The sequence below is a fragment of the Streptococcus sp. 4155 genome (genome assembly GCF_013276695.1).
Taxonomy (GTDB): Bacteria; Bacillota; Bacilli; order Lactobacillales; family Streptococcaceae; genus Streptococcus; species Streptococcus pseudopneumoniae.
Map to the genome: position 1 here is coordinate 43189 of NZ_VMLM01000022.1, position 26554 is coordinate 69742.

Genomic DNA, 26554 nt, shown 5'->3' on the forward strand with positions numbered 1-26554 from the left:
CCTCAAAGCAGTGCTTTGAGCAGCCTGCAGATTACTTCCTAGTTTGCTCTTTGATTTTTGTTGATAAAAAGAAATGCTCCTCCACGATGGAAGAGCATTTTTATTGTGATTTTGATTCAGTTTCTGCAGACTCGGGATGGAGTTCTTGGTAACTTGGTGCCTTGAAAAGGTCAGTACTAGTTTTGCCTTGTCGTTGGCTAAAGAGGCTGGTTGACTGACTACCTTTTTCCTGTTCAATCTTTTGCAGAATTGGCAAGGAATTGAGGTAAGAAATACTTTCAGTATCAACTTTTCCAAGATGATCTGCTTGGTAGAAACGTATCAAATCACCAGTTTGAATCTGGTCGCTGATTTTTAGCTGTTGGCTGGCTGCCTGCCGAACGCTTTCTAGTTCAGTTTGAGCTTGTTCATCAAGATTGCTGATTTCAAGACCGCTCTCAGTATAGTAGGTTCGTCCGTCGTAGCTGGTGTATTTTGGTGTGACGAAGGAATTGGCAGTTCGAAAGGCAACGATTTCTTGATGGTCTGGAGACAGAAGGTCTTGCCCAACTTGAAGGAAGGAACTGGACTCAATACCAAGGAGGTGTTCGAGAGTCGGTAAGATATCGATTTGTCCACCGTAGGTATTGATGATTTGTCCTTTTTCATAGCCAGGCATGACCACCATAAAAGGCACTCGTTGCAACATGGCATTGTCGTAATTCGACCAGTTCTCAGAAGTCTTTCCAATCAAGGGTGCCAGCTCAGGATTGCGGGAGTTGGAAATACCATAATGGTCTCCGTAAATGACGATGATGGATTTTTCATAGAGGCCACTTTCTTTGAGATAGTCAAAGAAGGCTTTAATGGCACTGTCCAGATAGTTGGCTGTTTGGAAGTAGCCATTGATTGTTTCATCTTTGGTCTTAGCCAGTGGGAAACCAAGCTCATCGCCAGTCAGATTGCTAGCATAGGGATAGTGATTGGACACCGTGATATACTTGGCATAAAAAGGCTGCTGCAAATGCTCCAGATACTGAATAGAATCTTTCATCATGATTTTATCATTTAAACCATATTGGAAAGAATTGCTACTGTCTTGCTTGGTGAAGTAGGATGCATCAAAGAAGTATTGATAGCCCCATTGTTTGTAGGTCGTATTTCGGTTCCAGAAGGTCCCAATATTACCGTGAAAGACAGCACTTGATTGATAGCCATTTTTTGTTAGGATAAAAGGCGCTGCCTGCTGGGTATTGGTACTTCCATAGTTGACCATAAAGGAACCTTGGTCAAGTCCAAACAAACCAGTCTCTAGCATGGTTTCCGCATCTGAGGTTTTACCAGCCTTGACTTGGTTAAAGATATTCGAAAAGGCTAGTGTAGATTGCGAATGGTAGAGGGAATTAAGAAAGGGAGTGACTTCATGCTCAGTTCCATCTAGGTTGAGTTTATAGTCAAGTAGGAACTGCTGGAAGCTCTCCAAGTGGAGATAAATCACATTTTTTCCTTTGGCCAAGCCAAAATAGTCTGGATTGGGCTTAGCCGAATGCTCTTGAATATAATCTGTAATAGGTTGAAGGTCAGTCTCAGAGGCCTTAGCCCGTTCTTTATTAGCGCTATAGGATTGGTTGGCACTATAGCCTAAAAAAGCTGGTAAACTGAGGGCGCGGACAACATAATAATTCGAAAATCCTCGCGATAGGAGATCGGGACGCTCAATTTCAGCCAAGAAAAGGTTAGCTGAAAAGAGCAGGGCAGAGAGAGCAGTGATGGCAACACTGGAGCGGAATTTGAAAGGTCTCCTATCCAGCTGGATGAATTTTTTATAGAAAAGGAAAGCCAGCAGTGGGAAATCCATAAAATAGATGAAATCCCAAAAGCGCAGTAACTCTAATTCTGCAGTACCAACAGACACCTTGCTGACCACCTTCATGGTATTAGCCGTGATAAAGTCACTAAATTCTCGATAGTAAAAGACGTTGGAATAAAGCCAAATGAATAAAAGGCTATAAATAGCTATACTCAGACCATAAAAGATTTTGGTTGACCGAGCATAGAGGGCTAGAGCCAGCAGGAGTAGCCCCAAGGGAAGGGGATTGAAAAAGGCGATAAAGGCAAGGTAATTTCCCTGCAACTTGCCCACTTGAATATCTAAATTAAAGTCAACGGCATAGGCTAATAAGGTTTTGAGCCAATAGAGGATTAAAAGGGTTAGGACAAAACCCAGTCTGGTACCCATGGCTTTTTGGATTTTGTTAAAATTGCTTTTCACACATTTACTTCCTAATTTTTTATTAGTATTAGTATACCATTTTTTAAAAGAAGAGTAAAAAAGCAAGGGTAGTTTCTTTTTTGAGAATTGTCTAAAAGTTTGATATAATGGTAGTTATGAATAGAATAAGAGTTAGCAAAAGGGTTGAAAAGAAGCTTGCTAAGGGGCTAGTTTTACTAGAAGCCAGTGATCTTGAAAATGTCAATCTTAAGGATCAGGAAGTAGAAGTGCAGGGTCAAGAAGGAACCTTTCTTGGGACTGCCTACCTTTCTCAGCAAAACAAGGGCTTGGGTTGGTTTATCAGTAAAGACAAGATCACCTTCAATCAAGCTTTCTTTGAAATGCTGTTTAGACAAGCTAAAGAAAAGAGAAGAGCCTACTATCAAGATGATTTGACAACTGCCTTTCGTCTCTTCAACCAAGAGGGAGATGGCTTTGGCGGTCTGACAGTGGACCTCTATGGCGACTATGCTGTCTTTTCTTGGTATAACTCTTATGTTTATCAGATTCGTCAGACCATCTCAGAAGCCTTTAGACAGGTTTTTCCTGAGGTGTTAGGGGCCTATGAGAAGATACGCTTTAAGGGTTTGGACTATGAATCTGCCCATGTTTATGGTCAAGAAGCACCTGACTTTTTCACTGTTCTGGAAAATGGTGTTCTGTATCAAGTCTTTATGAATGATGGCTTGATGACAGGAATTTTCCTAGACCAGCATGAGGTTCGTGGTAGTCTGGTCGATGGCTTGGCTATGGGCAAATCCTTGCTCAATATGTTTTCCTATACAGCAGCTTTTTCAGTAGCTGCGACAATGGGAGGAGCAAGTCAGACAACTTCTGTGGACCTAGCCAAACGTTCACGAGAATTGTCTCAAGCGCATTTTCAGGCAAATGGAATCAGCACAGACGACCATCGTTTTGTGGTCATGGATGTCTTTGAATATTTCAAGTATGCCAAACGAAAAGGCTTGACCTACGATGTGATTGTCCTAGATCCGCCTAGCTTTGCTCGGAACAAAAAACAGACCTTCTCTGTGGCCAAGGATTATCACAAGTTGATTTCCCAGAGTCTTGAGATTTTAAATCCAGGAGGGATTATCATTGCCAGTACCAATGCTGCCAATGTTTCCCGTCAGAAATTTACAGAACAAATTGATAAAGGCTTTGCAGGAAGAAGTTACCAGATTTTAAATAAATACGGTCTTCCAGCAGACTTCGCCTATAATAAAAAAGATGAAAGTAGTAATTACCTCAAGGTGATTAGTATGAAGGTTAGTAAATGAAATTAATCGTTTCAGTAATGCCAAGAAGTTTAGAGGAGGCCCAGGCTCTGGATGCCACAAGGTACCTGGATGCCGACATCATTGAATGGCGTGCCGACTATCTGCCTAAAGAAGCGATTTTGCAGGTGGCTCCAGCTATTTTTGAAAAATTCGCAGGTCGTGAGTTGGTTTTCACGCTACGAACTCGCTCTGAAGGGGGAGAAATTGACCTTTCTTCAGAAGAATATATCCATTTAATCAAGGAAGTGGTGCAACTCTATCAACCAGACTATATTGATTTTGAGTACTATAGCTACAAGGATGTTTTTGAGGAAATGCTGGACTTCCCAAATCTCGTTTTGAGTTACCACAATTTCCAAGAAACACCTGAAAATATGATGGAAATCTTGTCAGAGTTGACGAGCCTAAATCCAAAACTTGTCAAGGTTGCGGTGATGGCTCATACGGAGCAGGATGTGCTAGACTTGATGAACTATACACGGGGCTTTAAAACCCTCAATCCTGAGCAGGAATATGTAACTATTTCTATGGGTAAGGTGGGCAAGGTTTCTCGTATCACTGCGGATGTGACTGGTTCGAGTTGGTCTTTTGCCAGTCTGGATGAGGCTAGTGCCCCTGGTCAGATTTCTCTAGCTAGCATGAAAAAAATCAGGGAGATTTTGGATGAAGCTTGATGGCTATACACGTTTAGCTGCAGTTGTTGCCAATCCTATTAAACATTCTATTTCTCCCTTCATCCACAATAGGGCCTTTGAGGCGACAGCTACCAATGGTGTTTATGTTGCTTGGGAGATTGAAGCGAGTGATTTGGCAGAAACAGTAGCCAATATTTGTCGCTACCAGATGTTTGGCATCAATCTGTCCATGCCCTATAAGGAGCAGGTGATTCCTTATTTGGACGGGCTGAGCGATGAGGCGCGCTTGATTGGTGCGGTCAATACGGTTGTCAATGAGAATGGGAATTTGATTGGATATAATACAGATGGCAAGGGATTCTTTAAGAGTTTGCCTTCTTTTACAATTACAGGTAAGAAGATGACCCTGCTGGGTGCAGGTGGTGCGGCCAAGTCCATTATAGCGCAAGCCATTTTGGATGGTGTCAGTCAGATTTCGGTCTTTGTTCGTTCCGTTTCTATGGAAAAAACAAGACCTCACCTAGACAAGTTACAGGAGCAGACAGGCTTTAAAGTGGATTTGTATGCTTTAGAAGATGTTTCGGAACTGCAAGCAAGGATTGCCGATTCGGGCTTACTGGTCAATGCGACTAGTGTGGGCATGGATGGTCAATCATCCCCAGTTCCAGAAAACATCAATCTGACAGAGACTCTCTTGGTCGCAGATATCATTTACCAACCCTTTGAAACGCCGTTTTTGAAATGGGCTAGAAGTCAGGGCAATCCAGCAGTCAATGGTCTGGGAATGTTGCTCTATCAAGCTGCAGAAGCTTTTCAACTGTGGACAGGCAAGGAAATGCCGACAGAAGAGATTTGGCAGTCTTTAACAGAAAAATACCAATAAAGAAAGGGAGACTCTCTTATGAAAATCAGAATCGATATTCCTCATCATCCTTATGATATTCAGATTGAAAAAGGTTGTCTGGCTCAGGCTGGTCAATGGTTGCGAGAATTATGGCAACCACAAAAAGTGCTCATCGTAACAGACAACCATGTAGCTTCTCTTTATGCTGAGAAGGTCAAACTCAGCCTAGAAGATGCTGGTTTTCAGGTAGCTGTTTTTGACTTTTTAGAAGGGGAAGAAAGAAAGAATTTAACTACTGTTCAGAAAGTATATGAATTTCTAGTTAAGCAGGGGTTGACTCGTAGCGATGGAATCGTGGCTCTCGGCGGTGGTGTCGTTGGGGACATGGCTGGTTTTGTAGCCTCTACCTATATGCGGGGTATTCACTTTGTTCAGATTCCGACCAGTTTAACTGCCCAGGTGGATTCGTCTATCGGTGGAAAGACAGGCGTTAACACTCCATTTGCTAAGAATATGGTGGGTACCTTTGCCCAACCAGATGGGGTTCTGATTGACCCGCTTGTCCTTGAAACGCTTGGAAAAAGAGAGTTGATCGAAGGGATGGGGGAGGTCATCAAGTATGGCTTGATTGAGGATCCAGAACTGTGGGCTCTTTTGACGGAGCTGGATGGTTCTGTTGAGAGCATTCTGGAACATGCAGAGACCTTGATTGAACATTCTTGTCAGGTCAAGCGCAAGATGGTAGTTGAGGATGAGTTGGACAATGGTGTTCGCCTTTACCTCAATTTTGGCCACACCATTGGTCATGCCATTGAAGCGACGGCTGGGTATGGGAAAGTCATGCATGGTGAAGCTGTTGCCATGGGAATGGTGCAGATTTCCAAGGTGGCTGAGGAAAAAGGCCTTATGCCAGAAGGAATAACTCAGTCCATTACAGCTATGTGTCAGAAATTTGGCTTGCCTGTTGACTATGAAAACTGGGATGTTGACAAGCTTTATCAGGCTTTGACTCATGACAAGAAAGCGCGTGGCAACATCTTGAAATTGGTCTTGGTGCCAGAGCTTGGTTCAGCGACCATTCACCCAGTTTCTCTGGAAGAGATGAAAGACTACTTGGTAAAATAAGGAGAGTGTATGAGATATTTAACTGCAGGAGAATCACACGGACCCCGTCTGACAGCTATCATTGAGGGAATTCCAGCTGGGCTTCCTTTGACAGCTGAGGATATCAATGGCGACCTTAAACGCCGTCAGGGTGGCTACGGCCGCGGTGGTCGTATGAAAATTGAGAGCGACCAAGTTATCTTTACTTCGGGCGTTCGCCACGGGAAGACGACAGGGGCGCCTATTACCATGGATGTCGTCAATAAGGACCACCAGAAATGGCTGGACATCATGTCTGCAGAGGACATTGAAGACCGCCTTAAAAGCAAACGAAAAATCACCCATCCTCGTCCAGGTCATGCCGATTTAGTTGGGGGCATCAAGTACCGTTTTGATGATTTAAGAAATTCTTTGGAGCGTTCATCAGCTCGTGAAACCACCATGCGGGTAGCAGTGGGGGCAGTGGCCAAACGCCTCTTGGCTGAGCTGGGTATGGAGATTGCTAATCATGTCGTGGTTTTTGGTGGCAAGGAAATCGATGTTCCTGAGAATCTCACAGTTGCTGAGATTAAGAAACGAGCTGCCCAGTCTGACGTTTCTATTGTCAACCAAGAACGGGAACAGGAAATCAAGGATTATATTGACCAAATCAAGCGTGATGGAGATACCATCGGTGGGGTTGTGGAGACAGTCGTTGGAGGTGTTCCAGTTGGTCTTGGTTCCTATGTCCAATGGGACAGAAAATTGGATGCGCGATTGGCCCAGGCAGTTGTCTCTATCAATGCTTTTAAAGGGGTGGAATTTGGTCTTGGCTTTGAAGCTGGTTATCGTAAAGGCAGCCAAGTCATGGATGAAATTCTCTGGTCTAAAGAAGACGGTTATACCCGCCGTACCAACAATCTGGGAGGTTTTGAAGGTGGTATGACTAATGGGCAACCGATTGTTGTTCGCGGCGTGATGAAGCCCATTCCTACTCTCTACAAACCACTTATGAGTGTGGATATCGAAACCCATGAACCCTACAAGGCAACAGTCGAAAGAAGTGATCCGACCGCTCTTCCAGCAGCAGGAGTGGTTATGGAAGCCGTTGTGGCAACGGTTCTGGCACAAGAAATCCTTGAAAAATTCTCATCAGACAATCTAGAGGAATTAAAAGAAGCGGTAGCCCAACACCGAGATTATACAAAGAACTATTAAGGAGTTCCTATGGCAAAAACAATCTATATCGCAGGTCTTGGTTTGATTGGTGCCTCTATGGCGCTTGGTATCAAACGCGATCATCCAGATTATGAAATTTTAGGGTATAATCGCAGTCAAGCTTCGAGAGATATTGCCTTGAAAGAAGGCATGATTGACCGTGCAACGGATGATTTTGCCAGTTTTGCTCCTTTGGCAGATATCATCATTCTCAGCTTGCCAATCAAACAAACCATTTCCTTTATTAAGGAGTTGGCCAACTTGGACTTGAAAGAAGGTGTCATTATTTCAGATGCTGGTTCGACTAAGTCAGCCATTGTAGATGCGGCGGAGAACTATTTAGCTGGCAAGTCTGTTCGCTTTGTCGGAGCCCATCCCATGGCTGGTAGTCACAAGACAGGGGCTGCTTCTGCGGATGTCAATCTTTTTGAAAATGCCTATTATATCTTTACACCTTCAAGCCTGACAAGTCAGGACACGCTTAAGGAAATGAAGGATCTGCTTTCAGGTCTTCATGCCCGTTTTATCGAGATTGATGCCCAGGAGCATGATTGTGTGACTTCTCAGATTAGCCATTTCCCTCATATTCTGGCTTCTAGTCTCATGGAGCAGACTGCGGTCTATGCTCAAGAACATGAGATGGTAAGGCGCTTTGCGGCCGGTGGTTTTCGAGATATGACCCGAATTGCGGAAAGCGAGCCGGGTATGTGGACCTCTATTCTCTTGTCCAATCGTGAGACTATTCTAGACCGAATTGAGGATTTTAAGGAACGTTTGGAAGCGATTGGTCAGGCCATTAGTAAGGGGGATGAAGAGCAAATTTGGAACTTTTTTAACCAAGCGCGTGAACAACGCCAGACCATGGAAATCCATAAGCGTGGTGGTGTGGATAGCTCTTACGACCTCTATGTTGACGTTCCTGATGAAGAAGATGTCATCCTGCGGATTTTGGAACTGCTACGTGGAACTTCCTTGGTTAACATCCACATCAACGAGGAAAATCGTGAAGATATTCACGGAATCCTACAAATTTCATTTAAAAATGCTCAAGACTTGGAACGAGCCGAGCATCTCATAACAGAAAATACCGACTACACAGTCGTTGTCAAATAAGGAGAAAATTATGCCAAATATTTACGATAGTGCAAACGAACTCAGTCGCGGTCTACGCGAATTACCAGAATACAAGGCTGTTAAAGCAGCTAAAGATGCGATTTCAGCAGATGCTGAGGCGAGCAAAATCTTTACAGAATATGTTGCTTTCCAAGAGGAAATTCAAAGACTGGCTCAGACAGGTCAAATGCCAGACGCTTCTTTCCAAGCTAAGATGGAAGGCTTTGGCAAGCAGATTCAAGGGAATGGCCTCTTATCAGAATTCTTTACCAAGCAACAACAATTGGCCATTTACCTTTCTGACATTGAAAAAATTGTTTTCGAACCAGTTTCAGAATTGCTAAAATAAGAAAATAACTATCATAAAGTCAGGAATTTTTAAGGAATTTCTGGCTTTTTATGATAAAATAGGTAAAAGTATTGCAAGTATGAGGTTCAGTATGAAACTAAAAACAAACATTTGCCACTTACATGGCAGTATCCGCGTTCCAGGTGACAAGTCTATCAGCCACCGTTCCATTATCTTTGGAAGTTTGGCTGAGGGTGAGACTAAGGTTTATGATATTCTGCGAGGTGAAGACGTTCTTTCGACCGTGCAGGTTTTTCGTGACCTTGGTGTTGATATTGAGGATAAAGATGGGGTTATTACCATTCAAGGTGTCGGTATGGACGGCCTAAAAGCTCCGCAAAATGCTCTTGATATGGGAAATTCTGGAACCTCGATTCGTCTGATTTCAGGTGTTCTTGCTTGTGCAGACTTTGAAGTAGAAATGTTCGGAGACGACAGTCTATCCAAACGTCCTATGGACCGTGTGACCCTTCCACTGAAAAAAATGGGCGTCAGCATTTCAGGGCAAACTGAACTAGACTTGCCTCCCCTTCGCTTAAAAGGGACGAAAAACCTAAGACCTATTCATTATGAGTTGCCAATTGCCTCTGCCCAAGTCAAGTCAGCCTTGATGTTTGCAGCCTTACAAGCTAAGGGGGAGTCAGTTATTATCGAAAAAGAGTGCACCCGTAATCATACTGAAGATATGTTGAAACAATTTGGTGGTCATTTAAGTGTGGACGGTAAGAAAATCACAGTCCAAGGGCCACAAAAATTGACAGGACAGAAGGTGGTCGTACCAGGAGATATTTCCAGTGCAGCCTTTTGGTTAGTCGCAGGTTTGATTGTTCCAAATTCTCGTCTAGTGCTGCAGAATGTGGGGATCAATGAAACTCGCATCGGTATTATTGATGTCATTCGTGCCATGGGTGGAAAATTGGAAATAACTGAAATCGATCCAGTCGCTAAATCTGCAACCTTGATTGTTGAGTCTTCTGACTTGAAAGGAACAGAGATTTGTGGCGCTTTGATTCCACGTTTGATTGATGAATTGCCTATTATTGCCCTACTTGCGACCCAAGCCCAAGGTGTAACAGTTATCAAGGATGCTGAGGAACTTAAGGTCAAGGAAACAGACCGCATTCAGGTGGTGGCAGACGCCCTGAATAGTATGGGAGCAGATATCACACCTACAGCAGATGGAATGATTATCAAAGGAAAATCCGCTCTTTACGGTGCTAGAGTCAATACGTTTGGAGACCACCGAATTGGCATGATGACAGCCATCGCAGCTCTCTTGGTTGCAGATGGAGAAGTGGAACTTGATCGGGCAGAAGCCATCAATACCAGCTATCCTAGCTTCTTTGATGATTTGGAGAACTTGACTCATGGCTAAGGTGTTACTAGGCTTTATGGGTGCTGGCAAATCGACTATTGCAAGAGGTTTAGACCCAGACTACCTTGATATGGATGCTCTGATAGAGAAGCGTTTAGGTATGTCCATTGCGGAATTTTTCGCGGAAAAGGGCGAAGCGGCCTTTCGTCAGGTAGAGTCAGAAGTCCTAGCTGATTTACTACAAACAGACCAAGTCGTGTCAACTGGAGGAGGAGTGGTTATTTCTCAGAGAAATCGTGACTTACTCAAGACTAATACAGATAACATCTACCTGAAAGCAGATTTTGAAACCCTCTACCAACGTATCGCAGCTGATAAGGATAATCAGCGCCCGCTTTTTCTAAATAATAGCAAGGAAGAACTTGCAGCTATTTTCCAAGAAAGACAGGTTTGGTATGAGGAAGTGGCTAGTCGGATTTTGGATGTGACCAAGCTAAGTCCGGAGGAAATTATAGAGGAACTAAGATGAAAATTGCTTATCTAGGTCCCAAGGGATCATTTTCACACCATGTTGTGCAGACAGCTTTTCCTAATGAGGAATTGCAGGCTTTTGCCAACATTACAGATGTCATCAAGGCTTATGAGCAAGGATTAGTGGACTATTCTGTGGTGCCAGTTGAAAATTCTATTGAGGGTAGTGTTCATGAAACCTTGGACTATCTTTTTCATCAGGCTCACATCCAAGCAGTAGCAGAAATCGTTCAGCCTATTCATCAGCAGTTGATGGTGGTTCCAGGCCGTACTAAGATTGAAAAGATTTTTTCACATCCACAGGCCTTGGCTCAAGGAAAGAAATTCATCGATGAACAATATCCAGAGGCTCAAATCGAGGTAACAGCTAGTACAGCTTATGCGGCCCGTTTTATTTCCGAACATCCAGACCAGCCCTTTGCAGCAGTTGCACCTAGAAGTTCTGCTGAAGAATATGGATTGGAACTGATTGCCGAGGATATTCAGGAAATGGAAGCCAATTTCACACGTTTCTGGGTTCTAGGAGCTGAAAAGCCTAGTATTCCCTTGCAAGCACAAACTGAAAAGATGAGTTTGGCCTTGACATTACCTGACAACCTTCCAGGTGCACTTTATAAGGCCCTGTCGACCTTTGCTTGGCGAGGAATTGACTTGACAAAAATTGAAAGTCGTCCACTCAAGACAGCGCTAGGCGAATACTTTTTCATTATCGATGTGGACTATACTGATAAGGACTTGGTTCACTTTGCCCAAAAAGAACTAGAAGCCATCGGAATCCAGTATAAAGTTCTGGGTGCCTATCCTATTTATCCAATATCAGACTATAGAAAGGAGAGAAGATGAGTAAAGAAAATCCTCTCAGTCATCATGAAAAATTACGTTATGATTATTTGCTAAAAAATATTCATTATCTCAATGAGAGAGAAAAAAATGAGTTTGCCTATTTGCAAGAAAAGCTAACTCTTGCTAGGGGAAATAGTAGCTCTAGCTTGGAACAAGAAAGAGAAGAGCAGGTTGACTTACCAAGCTATGCGAACCGGAGTCGCTCACAATCCAAATCACAAGCACTCTCTTCCCCTCCCAAAAAGAAAAGACGGAAGCTCCGTCTTAAACGCATTTTTATGGTGATTTTTTCACTTTTGGTCTGTGTGGCTTTAGCCATGGTATTCATGTTTTTACGTGGTTACCAAGATGCTAGTGCAAAGAAAACTGCTGATGCTAAGGCAGCACAGGTTCAAGTCTTTAATGGTCAGGACACTAGAGACGGGGTTAATATTTTGATCATGGGGACGGATGGTCGAATCGGCCAAAACAGTGCTGAGACGCGGACGGACTCTATTATGGTATTAAATGTTGGCGGCTCAGATAAGAAAATGAAGTTGGTCAGCTTCATGCGTGATAATTTGGTCTATATAGATGGTTATAGTCAAGTCATTAACGGTAGAAAACAGACGGATAACAAGTTAAACGTAGCCTATGAGTTAGGAGAACAAGAGGGGCAAAAAGGGGCAGAAATGGTTCGCCAAGTCCTGAAAGATAATTTTGACTTGGACATTAAGTACTATGCCTTGGTCGATTTTCAGGCCTTTGCAACAGCGATTGACACACTTTTCCCTGATGGGGTGACAATTGATGCTCAATTTTCAACATTGAATGGGCGCCCACTAACAGAAGCTACAGTCGGAGATGATTTACACGCTACTGAGACTGAGTCTCCAACCCAAACCATCAAAGTCGGAAAACAGCAGATGAACGGTTCAACCTTGCTCAATTATGCTCGTTTCCGTGATGACGATGAGGCGGATTACGGCCGTACAAAAAGACAGCAACAAGTTTTAACAGCAATTTTAGAGCAAATTAAAGATCCCACTAAACTTTTCACTGGTTCTGAAGCTCTTGGAAAGGTTTTTGCTATGACCTCAACCAACGTACCCTATACTTTCCTCCTAACAAACGGTTTATCTGTTTTGGATGGAGCAAAAAATGGTATTGAAAAATTGACGATTCCAGAACTGGGTGACTGGGTAGATGCCTATGATGTTTATGGAGGCTTGGGCTTGCTGGTTGATCAAAACAAATATCAAACCAAGCTCGCTCAAATGGGCTTGAGATAAGATAATACTCAATGAAAATCAAAGTGCAAACTAGGAAGCTAGCCGCAGGCTGCTAAAAACACAGTTTTGAGGTTGTAGATAAGACTGACGAAGTCAGTTACCTATACTTACGGCAAGGTGAAGCTGACGTGGTTTGAAGAGATTTTCGAAGAGTATAAGACAGAAAAATCAAAGTTTGATAGCTATTTGGATAGCAGTCAGGCTTTGATTTTTTACAGTCTGCAATAGATTTTCACCCCTTGTTTGTGGTATAATGAAACGATACGATAGAAAGAATAATGAACAATATGACTGATTTAAAAGCAATTCAGGCTCGTAGTCTGGAGATGGCTGAATATTTTGTGGCCTTTTGTAAAGAACATGATTTGCTCTGTTATCTCTGTGGCGGAGGCGCTATTGGTGCCCTTCGAAACAAGGGATTTATTCCTTGGGACGACGACCTAGACTTTTTTATGCCTCGTAAAGATTATGAGAAATTAGCAGAATTATGGCCTCGTTATGCAGATGAACGTTATTTCTTGTCAAAGAGTCACAAGGATTTTGTTGATCGTAATCTTTTTATTACCATTCGTGACAAGGAAACCACCTGTATCAAGCCTTATCAGCAGGATTTGGATTTGCCACATGGTCTGGCCTTGGATGTTTTGCCTTTGGATTATTATCCGAAAAATCCAGCTGAGCGGAAAAAACAGGTTCGTTGGGCCTTGATTTATTCACTCTTTTGTGCGCAAACTATTCCAGAAAAGCATGGTGCTCTCATGAAATGGGGAAGTCGCATTTTACTGGGTTTGACTCCAAAATCTCTCTGTTATCGCATCTGGAAAAAAGCTGAGAAAGAAATGACTAAGTATGATTTGGCTGATTGTGATGGCATTACAGAATTATGCTCAGGTCCTGGCTACATGAGAAACAAGTACCCAATCACATCTTTTGAAGACAATCTTTTCTTGCCATTTGAAGGAACAGAGATGCCTATTCCAATCGGCTATGATGTCTATCTCAGAACTGCTTTTGGGGATTATATGACGCCTCCACCAGCAGACAAGCAGGTACCGCATCATGATGCTGTCATCGCTGATATGGATAAGTCTTATACAGAATACAAGGGAGAATATGGTGGCTAAGAAAAAAATCTTATTTTTTATGTGGTCTTTTTCTCTTGGAGGTGGTGCAGAGAAGATTCTATCAACCATTGTTTCAAATCTGGATCCAGAAAAGTATGATATTGATATTCTTGAAATGGAGCACTTTGACAAGGGATATGAATCTGTTCCAAAGCATGTAGGCATTTTAAAATCCCTTCAAGATTATCGCCAAACCAGATGGTTACGAGCTTTTTTGTGGAGAATGAGAATTTATTTTCCAAGACTGGCTCGTCGTTTGCTTGTAAAAGATGATTATGATGTTGAAGTTTCTTTTACCATTATGAATCCACCACTGTTGTTCTCTAAAAGAAGAGAAGTCAAGAAGATATCTTGGATTCATGGAAGTATTGAAGAACTTCTTAAGGATAGCTCTAAAAGAGAATCACATAGAAGCCAGTTGGATGCTGCGAATACAATTGTAGGGATTTCAAAAAAGACCAGCAATTCTATCAAGGAAGTTTATCCAGATTATACTTCTAAATTACAGACAATCTACAATGGATATGATTTTCAGACTATTCTAGAAAAATCTCAAGAGAAGATCGATATCGAGATTGCTCCTCAAAGTATCTGTACTATCGGACGGATTGAGGAAAATAAGGGTTCTGACCGTGTAGTGGAAGTGATACGATTATTACACCAAGAGGGAAAAAACTATCATCTCTATTTTATCGGGGCTGGTGATATGGAAGAGGAACTGAAAAAACGAGTCAAAGAGTATGGGATTGAGGACTATGTACATTTCCTTGGTTATCAAAAAAATCCTTATCAGTATCTATCTCAGACGAAAGTTCTCTTGTCTATGTCTAAACAAGAAGGTTTTCCTGGAGTGTATGTGGAGGCCTTGAGTCTGGGACTCCCTTTTATCTCTACGGACGTTGGAGGGGCTGAGGAATTATCCCAAGAAGGACGATTTGGACAAATCATTGAGAGCAATCAAGAGGCAGCTCAGGCGATTACTAATTACATGACTTCTGCCTCAAACTTTGATGTCGATGAGGCTAGCCAATTCATTCAACAATTTACAATTACAAAACAAATCGAACAAGTAGAAAAACTATTAGAGGAGTAGCATGGAAACTGCATTAATTAGTGTGATTGTGCCAGTCTATAATGTGGCGCAGTACCTAGAAAAATCGATAGCTTCCATTCAGAAGCAGACCTATCAAAATCTGGAAATTATTCTTGTTGATGATGGTGCAACAGATGAAAGTGGTCGCTTGTGTGATTCAATCGCTGAACAAGATGACAGGGTGTCAGTGCTTCATAAAAAGAACGAAGGATTGTCGCAAGCACGAAATGATGGGATGAAGCAGGCTCACGGGGATTATCTGATTTTTATTGACTCAGATGATTATATCCATCCAGAAATGATTCAGAGCTTATATGAGCAATTAGTTCAAGAAGATGCGGATGTTTCAAGCTGTGGTGTCATGAATGTCTATGCTAATGATGAAAGCCCACAGTCAGCCAATCAGGATGACTATTTTGTCTGTGATTCTCAAACATTTCTAAAGGAATACCTCATAGGTGAAAAAATACCTGGGACGATTTGCAATAAGCTAATCAAGAGACAGATTGCAACTGCCCTATCCTTTCCTAAGGGGTTGATTTACGAAGATGCCTATTACCATTTTGATTTAATCAAGTTGGCCAAGAAGTATGTGGTTAATACTAAACCCTATTATTACTATTTCCATAGAGGGGATAGTATTACGACCAAACCCTATGCAGAGAAGGATTTAGCCTATATTGATATCTACCAAAAGTTTTATAATGAAGTTGTGAAAAACTATCCTGACTTGAAAGAGGTCACTTTTTTCAGATTGGCCTATGCCCACTTCTTTATTCTGGATAAGATGTTACTAGATGATCAGTATAAACAATTTGAAGCCTATTCTCAGATTCATCGTTTTTTAAAAGGCCATGTCTTTGCTATTGCTAGGAATCCAATTTTCCGTAAGGGGAGAAGAATTAGTGCTTTGGCCCTATTCATAAATATTTCCTTATATCGATTCTTATTACTGAAAAATATTGAAAAATCTAAAAAATTACATTAGAACGGGGGTGACCAAGTGATTGATGGGAAACGATTATTATTTAGTTTGACCATAGTCAGTTATGCCTTGACGCTAGTAAGTGGAATTGTGTATCTGTTTAATAATAATAATGTTAGCTTACTTTCTACTTTATTGTTCTTGTTGGTTAGTAGCTTAATTGCTTGTTGGAATGATATCAAGTATTACTTAATCCATTTTATTTTCTATTTAACCATTTTTGTATTTCTGGTATCAAGACCGACCATTGATTATTTTAGGGATGGTGCTTTGGATACCTATCATCCAATAGCCTATCGTTTTGCCTTTATAGTTGTCATGGTTTCGATTCTGGGCTTGACCACAGGAGGCATTCTGGCTCGTTACTTCATAGCTAGGAAGAAAATAAAAGTAGCAAATATAGGAAATTCTCTAAAAGAGGTTTATATCAAGCGGTTACGCTTTGTATCACTAGGAGTTTTTCTTCTAACCTATCCTTTCTATTTCATTCGGTTATTTGAACGGCTCTTGTATCGTTTGCAGACTTCCTACTATGCCTACTATGCAAATTTTGAAAGTAAACTGCCTTATTTTACCTACATTTTGTCTACCTTTACGGTCTATGCAATGTGTATGTATCTGGCAACCAAGCCAAAGAAATTGCAGGCCACAGCAGTGCTTGTCTCCTTTATTGCAGCTAATACTATTCATTTGGCAATTGGGACACGAAATCCCTTTATTTTAAGTATTTTATTTGCTTTTGTTTATTACTTTATGCGGGAGCAAACTGAAAAAGGAAAATGGATTGGGTTTAAAGAAAAGTTAGCGATTTTTGTAGGTTCTCCTATTCTCATGTTAGCGATGGGAGTACTCAATTATGTACGGGATAATGTCCAAGTTTCCCATACAGGTTTCTGGGATATCTTACTTGACTTTATCTATAAACAAGGGACTAGTTTTGGTGTTCTGGCTCGAGGTTTTCTATTTAACAGTAGCCTCCCTTACCGAGATTTCCGTAATTTTACTTTTGGTCCTGTTCTTGATTATTTTGCAAGGGGGAGTTTGGGAGCCATTTTCGGAGGAAAAGCCTTTGAACATACAACCAATAGTGTGGAACTAGCTATTGATAGTAATAGTTATGCCCACAATCTATCCTATCTTGTCTTGAACAAGGAATACCTGAAAGGGCATGGTATCGGAAGTAGTTATATCATGGAGTTGTATACCGACTATGGTATGATTGGAGTCTTTCTGCTTAGTTTCTTACTCGGCGTATTATTTATAGCCATGCTGCAAGTAGCCTATCGCTCAAGGACAATCCTATTTGCTTTATCCCTACTCATCTTGAATAATCTATTCTTTATGCCAAGAAGCAGCTTTTCAGAAAGTTTCTTCAATTTATTTACAATGCAATTCTGGGGAATTGTTCTTGTGATTATATTTGTAGCAAAAATGCTTACAAAGGAAAACTAGTATCTACTAAACAAAGGAGAAAAAAATCATGTTTGAACATTATTCAGTAGCTGATTTGTTTGCAAATCTTTATAAAAAACGAAAAGCAAATATTTTAGCTCTCATCGCTTTATTTGCTCTCATTGCTGTACCATTTACAATTAAAGCAGTTAGGAATAAAAACACTGTCAAAGATACAACAAGTTATTCAACTTATCTTATCTATAAAATCACTCCTCCAGAAGATTCGGCCAAAACGATTTTGAATCATCAAATTGGTGGTTATAGTGATTTTTATGGGAAATTGATTGATGGTAATTTGAATGGAGCTTATCTTTTCAATGATGTAGAACCCAGTGAGTTGAAAAAAATTGCCAGTGAATTAGACACGACGGAAACAACCTTGAAAAATTCAACGAATGACTATTGGTGGAAAAAATTGACCGTCTACTATATGATTGACGATGCAGGGGTTGGTGTGAAAATTTTGACATCAAGTAAAGATGCCAATGACTTGTTAGAGAAAAAAATTGATGGGTTGATTGAGAAATTTAAACATGCTTATGCAAATGTGAAAATTGAAAAACTGGAAACCATCAACTCTAAAGAATTGAACGCAAATGGTGAAACAGCGCTTGGCTTAAATGTGAAAAATCTGATTCTTCGTTTAGTTGTTATTGGAGTGGTTTGTGTGATTTTGGTTGTGATGGGAAATGTGTTAGTTTATCTCTTTAATCCAACAATCAATAGAGTAGGTGATTTTTCTCAGTATCAAATTGATTTTGTAACAGAGATTACAACAATTGCTAACCTAGCAGATGTTTTGTCATACAAAAATACTGGACAGGAATTGACCATCGTTAGCTCAAATAAAGCTATCCTAGATAAATTGAAACAGAGTCAAGAAGCTTTAAAAGGAATGCATTTTGTAGATTTGCAGGATGTATCATCTCTTTTGGAAAGAGATACAGTCCTTCTTGTTGAAGAGTACGGAGTGACTCGTTATAAGAAATTTGAGCAAAGTCTTCAAATTCTCAGAAACTTAAATCGTTCTATCCTCGGTGTAGCAACCTTTAAATTATAAGTATTCTGATGTATGAGGTCTTCAAAATCGGCTAAGAGCTGATTTTGAAGGCTTTTTCTATCTGTCTGCAGAAATTTTCTTTTGGAGTCTCCTATAGAAAGACCCTAGGGAAAATCTATCCGTATAGAGGAGCCTTCTTTTGATAAAATCGTAAAAATCTAGTATAATAGATAGAACTGAAAGTATGAGGTTACTAGCAATGAAAATGAAACAAATTAGTGATACAACTTTAAAAATCACTATGTCTTTAGAGGATTTGATGGATCGTGGAATGGAGATTGCTGACTTTCTCGTTCCTCAAGAAAAAACAGAAGAGTTCTTTTATGCTATCTTGGATGAGCTAGAGATGCCTGATAGCTTTCTGGATACAGGCATGTTGAGCTTCCGTGTGACTCCAAAACCTGATAAGGTAGATGTCTTTGTGACCAAGTCAAAGATTGACCAAAATCTAGATTTTGAAGACTTATCGGATTTGCCAGATATGGAAGAATTGGCTCAAATGTCTCCAGATGAATTTATCAAAACCCTGGAAAAAAGCATCGCAGACAAAACCAAGGATGATATCGAAGCCATTCAATCTCTTGAGCAAGTTGAAGCCAAGGAAGAAGAGCAAGAGCAGGCTGAACAAGAAGCTGAGAGTAAGAAAGAACCTTACATCTACTACATCCTTTCTTTTGCTAAGTTGGCTGACTTGGTAGTTTTTGCCAAGACAGTGACTTTTGAAATGGAAACTTCTGAACTCTACAAAATGAACGAGCGCTATTATTTGACCATTTTAGTGGATATTGAAAATCATCCAAGCCCATATCCAGCTTGGCTGTTGGCCCGTATGCGCGAGTTTGCAGACGATAGTGATATCAGTCGCTCAGTCTTACAAGAGTATGGTCAAGTCTTGATGAGTCACGATGCAGTGCTCAATCTGCAAAAAATCGGCTAATCCTTTCTGGAAAGCTATTTTCAGATTTTAAGAAGAGCGAATCGTCTGATTCGTTTTTTCTTTTTATACTGAAATAGTGATTTACTATAATAGGAATTTTCACAAAATTCTGTTATAATGGCTATATTAGAAAATTTCGAGGAGATAAAGATGACAGTTAAAATTGCTTTACTAGGATTTGGTACCGTTGCAAGTGGTGTGCCTTTCCTCCTAAAGGAAAATGGAGAAAAAATCAATCAATCAGCACATTCAGAGATTGAAGTTGCTAAGGTATTGGTCAAGGATGAAGATGAAAAGAATCGCTTACTTGCAGCAGGGAATGACTTTAACTTTGTAACCAATGTGGATGATATTTTATCAGATCAAGACATTACAATCGTAGTGGAATTGATGGGGCGTATCGAACCTGCTAAAACCTTTATCACTCGTGCCTTGGAAGCTGGAAAACACGTTGTTACTGCTAACAAGGACCTTTTGGCTGTCCATGGCGCAGAATTGCTAGAAATCGCTAAAGCCCACAATGTAGCACTTTACTACGAAGCAGCAGTAGCTGGTGGGATTCCAATTCTTCGTACTTTAGCAAATTCCTTGGCTTCTGATAAAATTACGCGCGTGCTTGGAGTAGTCAACGGAACTTCCAACTTCATGATGACCAAGATGGTGGAAGAAGGCTGGTCTTACGATGATGCTCTTGCGGAAGCACAACGTCTAGGATTTGCAGAAAGCGATCCGACGAATGACGTAGATGGGATTGATGCAGCCTACAAGATGGTTATTTTGAGCCAATTTGCCTTTGGCATGAAGATTGCCTTTGATGATGTAGCCCACAAGGGAATCCGCAATATCACACCAGAAGACGTAGCTGTAGCTCAAGAGCTTGGTTACGTAGTGAAATTGGTTGGTTCTATTGAGGAAACTTCTTCAGGTATTGCTGCAGAAGTGACTCCAACCTTCCTACCTAAAGCGCACCCACTTGCTAGTGTGAATGGCGTAATGAACGCTGTCTTTGTAGAATCTATCGGTATTGGTGAGTCTATGTACTACGGACCAGGTGCGGGTCAAAAACCAACTGCAACAAGTGTTGTAGCTGATATTGTCCGTATCGTTCGTCGTTTGAATGATGGTACTATTGGCAAAGACTTCAACGAATATAGCCGTGACTTGGTCTTGGCAAATCCTGAAGATGTCAAAGCAAACTACTATTTCTCAATCTTGGCTCCAGACTCAAAAGGTCAGGTCTTGAAGTTGGCTGAAATCTTCAATGCTCAAGATATTTCCTTTAAGCAAATCCTTCAAGATGGCAAAGAGGGTGACAAGGCGCGTGTCGTTATCATCACACACAAGATTAATAAAGCCCAGCTTGAAAATGTCTCAGCTGAATTGAAGAAGGTTTCAGAATTCGACCTCTTGAATACCTTCAAGGTGCTAGGAGAATAAGATGAAGATTATTGTACCTGCAACCAGTGCCAATATCGGGCCAGGTTTTGACTCGGTCGGTGTAGCTGTAACCAAGTATCTTCAAATTGAGGTCTGCGAAGAAGGAGATGAGTGGTTGATTGAACACCAGATTGGCAAATGGATTCCACATGATGAGCGTAATCTCTTGCTCAAAATCGCTTTGCAAATTGTACCAGATTTGAAACCTAGACGCTTGAAAATGACCAGTGATGTTCCCTTGGCGCGTGGTTTGGGTTCTTCCAGCTCAGTTATTGTGGCTGGGATTGAACTAGCCAACCAATTGGGGCAACTCGACTTGTCTGATCATGAAAAATTGCAGTTAGCGACCAAGATTGAAGGACACCCTGATAATGTGGCTCCAGCCATTTATGGTAATCTCGTTATTGCAAGTTCTGTTGAAGGGCAAGTCTCTGCTATCGTAGCAGACTTTCCAGAGTGTGATTTTCTAGCTTACATTCCAAACTATGAATTACGTACTCGCGACAGCCGTAGTGTCTTGCCTAAAAAATTGTCTTATAAGGAAGCTGTTGCTGCAAGTTCTATCGCCAATGTAGCGGTTGCTGCCTTGTTGGCAGGAGACATGGTGACCGCTGGGCAAGCAATCGAGGGAGACCTCTTCCATGAGCGCTATCGTCAGGACTTGGTAAGAGAATTTGCGATGATTAAGCAAGTGACCAAAGAAAATGGGGCCTATGCAACCTACCTTTCTGGTGCTGGGCCGACAGTTATGGTTCTGGCTTCTCATGACAAGATGCCAAGGATTAAGGCAGAATTGGAAAAGCAACCTTTCAAAGGAAAACTGCATGACTTGAGAGTTGATACCCAAGGTGTCCGTGTAGAAGCAAAATAAAGAATAGAAGATAGGATGGGGAAACTCTTGACCAGAGGGTTTCATATCCTTTTTGTGAAAAGAAGTTTATACTCAATGAAAATCAAAGAGCAAACTAGGAAGCTAGCCGCAGGCTGCTCAAAACACTGTTTTGAGGTTGTGGATAGAACTGACGAAGTCAGCTCAAAACACTGTTTTGAGGTTGCAGATGTGAGCTGACGTGGTTTGAAGAGATTTTCGAAGAGTATTAGTTAAAAACGTGATAAAGGAGAAATAAAGATGGCAGAAATTTATCTAGCAGGTGGTTGTTTTTGGGGCCTAGAGGAATATTTTTCACGCATTTCTGGAGTGCTAGAAACCAGTGTTGGCTACGCTAATGGTCAAGTCGAAACGACCAATTACCAGTTGATCAAGGAAACAGACCATGCAGAAACGGTCCAAGTGATTTACGATGAGAAGGAAGTGTCACTCAGAGAGATTTTACTTTATTATTTCCGAGTTATCGATCCTCTATCTATCAATCAACAAGGGAATGACCGTGGTCGCCAATATCGAACTGGGATTTATTATCAGGATGAAGCAGATTTGCCAGCTATCTACACAGTGGTACAGGAGCAGGAACGCATGCTGGGTCGAAAGATTGCAGTAGAAGTGGAGCAATTACGCCACTACATTCTGGCTGAAGACTACCACCAAGATTATCTCAGGAAGAATCCTTCAGGTTACTGTCATATCGATGTGACCGATGCTGATAAGCCATTGATTGATGCAGCAAACTATGAAAAGCCTAGTCAAGAGGTGTTGAAGGCCAGTCTATCTGAAGAGTCTTATCGTGTCACACAAGAAGCTGCTACAGAGGCTCCATTTACCAATGCCTATGACCAAACCTTTGAAGAGGGGATTTATGTAGATATTACGACGGGTGAGCCACTCTTTTTTGCCAAGGATAAGTTTGCTTCAGGTTGTGGTTGGCCAAGTTTTAGCCGTCCGATTTCCAAAGAGTTGATTCATTATTACAAGGATCTGAGCCATGGAATGGAGCGAATTGAAGTTCGTTCTCGTTCAGGCAGCGCTCACTTGGGTCATGTTTTCACAGATGGACCGCGGGAGTTAGGCGGCCTCCGTTACTGTATCAATTCTGCTTCTTTACGCTTTGTGGCCAAGGATGAGATGGAAAAAGCAGGATATGGCTATCTATTGCCTTACTTAAACAAATAAAACAGAGAGTGGGGCTTCCCACTTTCTTCATTTCTAGAATATGAATAGAAGGGATTTATGAAACACCTATTATCTTACTTCAAACCCTACATCAAGGAATCAATTTTAGCCCCCTTGTTCAAGCTGTTAGAAGCTGTTTTTGAGCTCTTGGTTCCCATGGTGATTGCTGGGATTGTTGACCAATCTTTACCTCAGGGAGATCAAGGTCATCTCTGGATGCAGATTGGCCTGCTCCTTATCTTTGCAGTAATTGGCGTTTTAGTGGCCTTGATAGCTCAATTTTACTCAGCAAAGGCAGCAGTAGGCTTTGCTAAGGAATTGACAAACGATCTTTATCGTCATATTCTTTCCTTGTCCAAGGACAGCAGAGACCGTCTGACAACTTCTAGTTTGGTCACTCGCTTGACTTCGGATACCTACCAGATTCAGACTGGTATCAATCAATTCCTGCGTCTCTTTTTGCGAGCGCCCATTATCGTTTTTGGTGCCATTTTTATGGCTTATCGAATCTCAGCTGAGTTGACTTTCTGGTTCTTAGTCATGGTTGCCATTTTGACCATTGTCATTGTAGGGTTATCTCGATTGGTCAATCCTCTCTACAGTAGTCTCAGAAAGAAAACGGACCAACTGGTTCAGGAAACGCGCCAGCAATTGCAAGGGATGCGGGTTATTCGTGCTTTTGGTCAAGAAAAACGAGAGTTACAGATTTTTCAAACCCTTAACCAAGTTTATGCTAGATTACAAGAAAAGACAGGTTTCTGGTCTAGTTTATTAACACCTCTGACCTATCTGATTGTCAATGGAACTCTTCTCGTTATTATCTGGCAAGGCTATATTTCAATTCAAGGAGGAGTGCTCAGTCAAGGTGCTCTCATTGCTCTTATCAATTACCTCTTACAGATTTTGGTGGAATTGGTCAAGCTAGCCATGCTGATCAATTCCCTCAACCAGTCCTACATCTCAGCTAAGCGAATCGAGGAAGTTTTTGCTGAGGCTCCAGAAGATATTCATTCAGAATTAGAACAAAAGCAAGCTAGCAGTGATCAGGTTTTACAAGTTCAAGAACTGACCTTTACCTATCCTGATGCGGCCCAGCCTTCTCTGAGAGACATTTCCTTTAATATGAAGCAAGGGCAAATCCTTGGTATCATCGGAGGAACTGGTTCTGGTAAATCAAGCTTGGTGCAAGTCTTACTTGGACTTTATCCAGCAGACAAGGGGAGTATAGACCTTTATCGAAATGGACGTAGTCCTCTTAATTTGGAGCAGTGGCGGTCTTGGATTGCCTATGTGCCCCAAAAAGTCGAACTCTTTAAGGGAACCATTCGTTCTAACTTGACTCTAGGTTTACATCAAGAAGTATCTGACCAGGAACTCTGGCAGGCCTTGGAGATTGCGCAAGCTAAGGATTTTGTTAGTGAAAAGGAAGGGCTCTTGGATGCCACTGTTGAGGCAGGAGGTCGAAATTTCTCAGGTGGACAAAAACAAAGGCTGTCTATTGCTCGCGCAGTCTTGCGCCAAGCTCCATTTCTCATCCTAGATGATGCGACCTCGGCCCTCGACACCATTACCGAGTCTAAGCTCTTGAAAGCTATCCGAGAAAATTTGCTAAATACGAGCTTAATCTTGATCTCTCAACGAACCTCGACTTTACAGATGGCTGACCAGATTCTCCTCTTAGAAAAAGGAGAGCTCCTAGCTATCGGCAAGCACGAGAACTTGATGAAATCTAGTCAAGTTTATCGCGAAATCAATGCATCCCAACATGGAAAGGAGGACTAGCATGAGACGACAAACTGCAAACCAGACGCTCACACGCTTGGCAAAAGATTTAGCAAGCAATCCCTTCCTCCTTTTCCTAGCCTTTCTAGGAACTATTACCCAGGTTGGCTTATCAATCTACCTACCTATCTTGATTGGGCAGGTCATCGACCAAGTCCTAGTGGCTGGTTCTTCACCAGTTTTTTGGCAGATTTTTCTCCAGATGATCTTGGTAGTTATAGGAAATACTCTGGTACAATGGGCCAATCCTCTTCTTTATAATCGCCTAATCTTCTCTTATACCAGAGACTTGCGAGAGCGAATCATCTATAAGCTCCATCGTTTACCGATTGCTTTTGTGGAGCGGCAAGGAAGTGGAGAGATGGTCAGTCGGGTAACCACGGACATCGAACAGTTAGCAGCTGGCTTGACCATGATTTTTAACCAATTTTTCATTGGTGTCTTGATGATTTTGGTTAGCATTCTAGCCATGCTGCAAATTCACCTCCTCATGACTCTCTTAGTCTTGCTGTTGACGCCACTTTCCATGGTGGTTTCACGCTTTATTGCCAAACGCTCCTATCATCTCTTCCAGAAGCAAACAGAGACAAGGGGAATTCAGACTCAGTTGATTGAAGAATCGCTTAGCCAGCAGACTATTATTCAATCTTTTAATGCTCAGGTAGAGTTTATCAAAAGACTGTGTGAGGCTAATGACAACTACGCAGGCTATTCGCAGTCGGCCATCTTTTATTCTTCAACGGTCAATCCTTCGACTCGCTTTGTCAATGCGCTCATTTATGCGATTCTAGCTGGAGTAGGAGCTTATCGTATCATGATGGGGTCAACCTTGACCATTGGGCGTTTAGTGACTTTTTTGAACTATGTCCAACAGTATACCAAGCCCTTTAACGATATTTCTTCAGTGCTAGCTGAGTTGCAAAGTGCTCTGGCTTGCGCAGAGCGCGTCTATGCTGTCTTAGAAAGTCCTGAGGTTGCTGAAACAGGCAAGGAAGTCTTGACCAGTGACCAAGTTAAGGGAGCTATTTCCTTTAAACATGTCTCTTTTGGTTACCATCCTGAAAAGATTTTGATTAAGGATTTATCTATTGATATTCCAGCTGGTAGCAAGGTAGCCATCGTTGGTCCGACAGGTGCAGGAAAATCAACCCTTATCAATCTTCTTATGCGTTTCTATCCTATTAACTCAGGAGATATCTTGCTGGATGGGCAATCCATTTATGATTATACCCTAGTATCATTGAGACAGCAGTTTGGCATGGTGCTCCAAGAAACCTGGCTCAAGCAAGGAACCATTCATGACAATATTGCTTTTGGAAATCCTGAAGCCAGTCGGGAGCAGGTGATTGCTGCTGCCAAAGCAGCCAATGCAGATTTTTTCATCCAACAGTTGCCACAGGGATACGATACCAAGTTAGAAAATGCAGGAGAATCTCTCTCTGTCGGTCAGACCCAGCTCTTGACTATAGCGCGAGTCTTTTTGGCTATTCCAAAGATTCTTATCTTAGACGAGGCAACTTCCTCCATCGATACACGGACAGAAGTGCTAGTACAGGATGCCTTTGCAAAACTCATGAAGGGGCGCACAAGCTTTATCATCGCCCACCGTTTGTCAACCATTCAGGATGCGGATTTGATTCTTGTCTTGGTAGATGGCGACATCGTGGAGCATGGCAATCATCAGGATCTCATGGCTAGAAAGGGTAAGTATTACCAAATGCAGCAAGCAGCAGCTTTTAGCTCTGAATAAGCCATTCTCTTTTGAAAGTTTATGGACGAAAAAAGTTGCCTTCGGGTGACTTTTTTGTTACAATAGCTAGAAAAATTGTTCACTGTAATACTCAATGAAAATCAAAGAGCAAACTAGGAAGCTAGCCGCA

The 26554-nt window shown here is 41.7% G+C and carries 24 protein-coding genes; 23 read left to right on the forward strand and 1 reads right to left on the reverse strand.

Annotated elements, in window-relative coordinates; genetic code table 11:
• Nucleotides 1-100 precede the first annotated feature (100 nt).
• A complete protein-coding gene (locus HT715_RS03065; RefSeq protein WP_166728004.1) occupies nt 101-2218 on the reverse strand; it encodes an LTA synthase family protein in 2118 nt (705 codons plus the stop codon).
• A 149-nt stretch (nt 2219-2367) separates the two neighbouring features.
• Here HT715_RS03065 and HT715_RS03070 point away from each other — a divergent pair, with 149 nt between their 5' ends.
• The 23 genes from HT715_RS03070 (at nt 2368) to HT715_RS03175 (ending at nt 26424) form a co-directional block, all read left to right on the forward strand.
• Nucleotides 2368-3531: a class I SAM-dependent rRNA methyltransferase gene (locus HT715_RS03070; RefSeq protein ID WP_014017286.1), complete on the forward strand. Its 1164-nt coding sequence runs from the start codon at nt 2368-2370 to the stop codon at nt 3529-3531.
• Nucleotides 3528-4205, forward strand: coding sequence for a type I 3-dehydroquinate dehydratase (gene aroD / locus HT715_RS03075; RefSeq protein ID WP_000767767.1), 678 nt, complete (start codon nt 3528-3530; stop codon nt 4203-4205). Before HT715_RS03070 ends, aroD begins: the two co-directional genes overlap by 4 nt.
• Nucleotides 4195-5049, forward strand: coding sequence for a shikimate dehydrogenase (locus HT715_RS03080; protein ID WP_000762494.1), 855 nt, complete (start codon nt 4195-4197; stop codon nt 5047-5049). Before aroD ends, HT715_RS03080 begins: the two co-directional genes overlap by 11 nt.
• An 18-nt stretch (nt 5050-5067) precedes the next feature.
• Nucleotides 5068-6135 carry a 3-dehydroquinate synthase gene (gene aroB, locus HT715_RS03085; RefSeq protein ID WP_138707082.1) on the forward strand — a complete coding sequence of 356 codons (1068 nt, stop codon included), beginning with the start codon at nt 5068-5070 and terminating at the stop codon, nt 6133-6135.
• A gap of 9 nt (nt 6136-6144) precedes the next feature.
• Nucleotides 6145-7311: a chorismate synthase gene (gene aroC, locus HT715_RS03090; RefSeq protein ID WP_138700317.1), complete on the forward strand. Its 1167-nt coding sequence runs from the start codon at nt 6145-6147 to the stop codon at nt 7309-7311.
• Between the two features lie 9 nt (nt 7312-7320).
• The gene (locus HT715_RS03095; RefSeq protein WP_138700316.1) at nt 7321-8424 is read left to right on the forward strand and encodes a prephenate dehydrogenase; all 1104 of its coding nucleotides are present in this window, start codon (nt 7321-7323) and stop codon (nt 8422-8424) included.
• Between the two features lie 10 nt (nt 8425-8434).
• A complete protein-coding gene (locus HT715_RS03100) occupies nt 8435-8773 on the forward strand; it encodes a YlbF/YmcA family competence regulator (protein WP_119919994.1) in 339 nt (112 codons plus the stop codon).
• A gap of 91 nt (nt 8774-8864) precedes the next feature.
• A complete protein-coding gene (gene aroA / locus HT715_RS03105; protein ID WP_138700315.1) occupies nt 8865-10148 on the forward strand; it encodes a 3-phosphoshikimate 1-carboxyvinyltransferase in 1284 nt (427 codons plus the stop codon).
• A complete protein-coding gene (locus tag HT715_RS03110; protein WP_023939772.1) occupies nt 10141-10617 on the forward strand; it encodes a shikimate kinase in 477 nt (158 codons plus the stop codon). The genes aroA and HT715_RS03110 overlap by 8 nt, the downstream gene beginning before the upstream one ends.
• Nucleotides 10614-11462 (forward strand): prephenate dehydratase, encoded by an 849-nt coding sequence (gene pheA, locus HT715_RS03115; protein ID WP_138707084.1) that lies wholly within the window; start codon nt 10614-10616, stop codon nt 11460-11462. The genes HT715_RS03110 and pheA overlap by 4 nt, the downstream gene beginning before the upstream one ends.
• On the forward strand, nt 11459-12733 hold the full coding sequence (gene psr / locus HT715_RS03120; RefSeq protein WP_138707085.1) for a polyisoprenyl-teichoic acid--peptidoglycan teichoic acid transferase Psr: 1275 nt from the start codon (nt 11459-11461) through the stop codon (nt 12731-12733). Before pheA ends, psr begins: the two co-directional genes overlap by 4 nt.
• A gap of 278 nt (nt 12734-13011) precedes the next feature.
• A complete protein-coding gene (locus tag HT715_RS03125; protein ID WP_001061973.1) occupies nt 13012-13857 on the forward strand; it encodes a phosphorylcholine transferase LicD in 846 nt (281 codons plus the stop codon).
• Nucleotides 13847-14950 (forward strand): glycosyltransferase, encoded by a 1104-nt coding sequence (locus tag HT715_RS03130; RefSeq protein ID WP_171043128.1) that lies wholly within the window; start codon nt 13847-13849, stop codon nt 14948-14950. Before HT715_RS03125 ends, HT715_RS03130 begins: the two co-directional genes overlap by 11 nt.
• A 1-nt stretch (nt 14951) precedes the next feature.
• Complete coding sequence (locus HT715_RS03135) at nt 14952-15938, forward strand: glycosyltransferase family 2 protein (protein WP_138707086.1); 987 nt, start codon at nt 14952-14954, stop codon at nt 15936-15938.
• A 15-nt stretch (nt 15939-15953) separates the two neighbouring features.
• Nucleotides 15954-17387 carry an O-antigen polysaccharide polymerase Wzy family protein gene (locus HT715_RS03140; protein ID WP_000565082.1) on the forward strand — a complete coding sequence of 478 codons (1434 nt, stop codon included), beginning with the start codon at nt 15954-15956 and terminating at the stop codon, nt 17385-17387.
• 28 nt (nt 17388-17415) lie between these two features.
• The gene (locus HT715_RS03145) at nt 17416-18450 is read left to right on the forward strand and encodes a hypothetical protein (RefSeq protein WP_000461498.1); all 1035 of its coding nucleotides are present in this window, start codon (nt 17416-17418) and stop codon (nt 18448-18450) included.
• A 199-nt stretch (nt 18451-18649) separates the two neighbouring features.
• Nucleotides 18650-19387, forward strand: a complete 738-nt coding sequence (gene mecA / locus HT715_RS03150) for an adaptor protein MecA (RefSeq protein WP_000782680.1) — start codon at nt 18650-18652, stop codon at nt 19385-19387.
• Nucleotides 19388-19537: 150 nt separating this feature from the next.
• Nucleotides 19538-20824 (forward strand): homoserine dehydrogenase, encoded by a 1287-nt coding sequence (locus HT715_RS03155; protein WP_000216345.1) that lies wholly within the window; start codon nt 19538-19540, stop codon nt 20822-20824.
• 1 nt (nt 20825) lies between these two features.
• Nucleotides 20826-21695 carry a homoserine kinase gene (gene thrB, locus HT715_RS03160; RefSeq protein WP_050207664.1) on the forward strand — a complete coding sequence of 290 codons (870 nt, stop codon included), beginning with the start codon at nt 20826-20828 and terminating at the stop codon, nt 21693-21695.
• Between the two features lie 75 nt (nt 21696-21770).
• The gene (locus tag HT715_RS12220; protein WP_275690527.1) at nt 21771-21893 is read left to right on the forward strand and encodes a hypothetical protein; all 123 of its coding nucleotides are present in this window, start codon (nt 21771-21773) and stop codon (nt 21891-21893) included.
• A gap of 60 nt (nt 21894-21953) precedes the next feature.
• The gene (gene msrB, locus HT715_RS03165) at nt 21954-22892 is read left to right on the forward strand and encodes a peptide-methionine (R)-S-oxide reductase MsrB (protein WP_000818203.1); all 939 of its coding nucleotides are present in this window, start codon (nt 21954-21956) and stop codon (nt 22890-22892) included.
• Nucleotides 22893-22949: 57 nt separating this feature from the next.
• Nucleotides 22950-24674, forward strand: a complete 1725-nt coding sequence (locus HT715_RS03170) for an ABC transporter ATP-binding protein (RefSeq protein WP_023936095.1) — start codon at nt 22950-22952, stop codon at nt 24672-24674.
• A 1-nt stretch (nt 24675) separates the two neighbouring features.
• Entirely contained in the window at nt 24676-26424 is a 1749-nt protein-coding gene (locus tag HT715_RS03175) for an ABC transporter ATP-binding protein (RefSeq protein WP_001254298.1), read from the forward strand.
• The last annotated feature ends 130 nt before the right edge of the window (nt 26425-26554 follow it).

Coding starts and splice junctions, on each gene's coding strand:
- HT715_RS03065 (WP_166728004.1), bottom strand. CDS start 2,218: ATGGGTACCAGACTGGGTTTTGTCCTAACCCTTTTAATCCTCTATTGG.
- HT715_RS03070 (WP_014017286.1), top strand. CDS start 2,368: ATGAATAGAATAAGAGTTAGCAAAAGGGTTGAAAAGAAGCTTGCTAAG.
- aroD (WP_000767767.1), top strand. CDS start 3,528: ATGAAATTAATCGTTTCAGTAATGCCAAGAAGTTTAGAGGAGGCCCAG.
- HT715_RS03080 (WP_000762494.1), top strand. CDS start 4,195: ATGAAGCTTGATGGCTATACACGTTTAGCTGCAGTTGTTGCCAATCCT.
- aroB (WP_138707082.1), top strand. CDS start 5,068: ATGAAAATCAGAATCGATATTCCTCATCATCCTTATGATATTCAGATT.
- aroC (WP_138700317.1), top strand. CDS start 6,145: ATGAGATATTTAACTGCAGGAGAATCACACGGACCCCGTCTGACAGCT.
- HT715_RS03095 (WP_138700316.1), top strand. CDS start 7,321: ATGGCAAAAACAATCTATATCGCAGGTCTTGGTTTGATTGGTGCCTCT.
- HT715_RS03100 (WP_119919994.1), top strand. CDS start 8,435: ATGCCAAATATTTACGATAGTGCAAACGAACTCAGTCGCGGTCTACGC.
- aroA (WP_138700315.1), top strand. CDS start 8,865: ATGAAACTAAAAACAAACATTTGCCACTTACATGGCAGTATCCGCGTT.
- HT715_RS03110 (WP_023939772.1), top strand. CDS start 10,141: ATGGCTAAGGTGTTACTAGGCTTTATGGGTGCTGGCAAATCGACTATT.
- pheA (WP_138707084.1), top strand. CDS start 10,614: ATGAAAATTGCTTATCTAGGTCCCAAGGGATCATTTTCACACCATGTT.
- psr (WP_138707085.1), top strand. CDS start 11,459: ATGAGTAAAGAAAATCCTCTCAGTCATCATGAAAAATTACGTTATGAT.
- HT715_RS03125 (WP_001061973.1), top strand. CDS start 13,012: ATGAACAATATGACTGATTTAAAAGCAATTCAGGCTCGTAGTCTGGAG.
- HT715_RS03130 (WP_171043128.1), top strand. CDS start 13,847: ATGGTGGCTAAGAAAAAAATCTTATTTTTTATGTGGTCTTTTTCTCTT.
- HT715_RS03135 (WP_138707086.1), top strand. CDS start 14,952: ATGGAAACTGCATTAATTAGTGTGATTGTGCCAGTCTATAATGTGGCG.
- HT715_RS03145 (WP_000461498.1), top strand. CDS start 17,416: ATGTTTGAACATTATTCAGTAGCTGATTTGTTTGCAAATCTTTATAAA.
- mecA (WP_000782680.1), top strand. CDS start 18,650: ATGAAAATGAAACAAATTAGTGATACAACTTTAAAAATCACTATGTCT.
- HT715_RS03155 (WP_000216345.1), top strand. CDS start 19,538: ATGACAGTTAAAATTGCTTTACTAGGATTTGGTACCGTTGCAAGTGGT.
- thrB (WP_050207664.1), top strand. CDS start 20,826: ATGAAGATTATTGTACCTGCAACCAGTGCCAATATCGGGCCAGGTTTT.
- HT715_RS12220 (WP_275690527.1), top strand. CDS start 21,771: ATGAAAATCAAAGAGCAAACTAGGAAGCTAGCCGCAGGCTGCTCAAAA.
- msrB (WP_000818203.1), top strand. CDS start 21,954: ATGGCAGAAATTTATCTAGCAGGTGGTTGTTTTTGGGGCCTAGAGGAA.
- HT715_RS03170 (WP_023936095.1), top strand. CDS start 22,950: ATGAAACACCTATTATCTTACTTCAAACCCTACATCAAGGAATCAATT.
- HT715_RS03175 (WP_001254298.1), top strand. CDS start 24,676: ATGAGACGACAAACTGCAAACCAGACGCTCACACGCTTGGCAAAAGAT.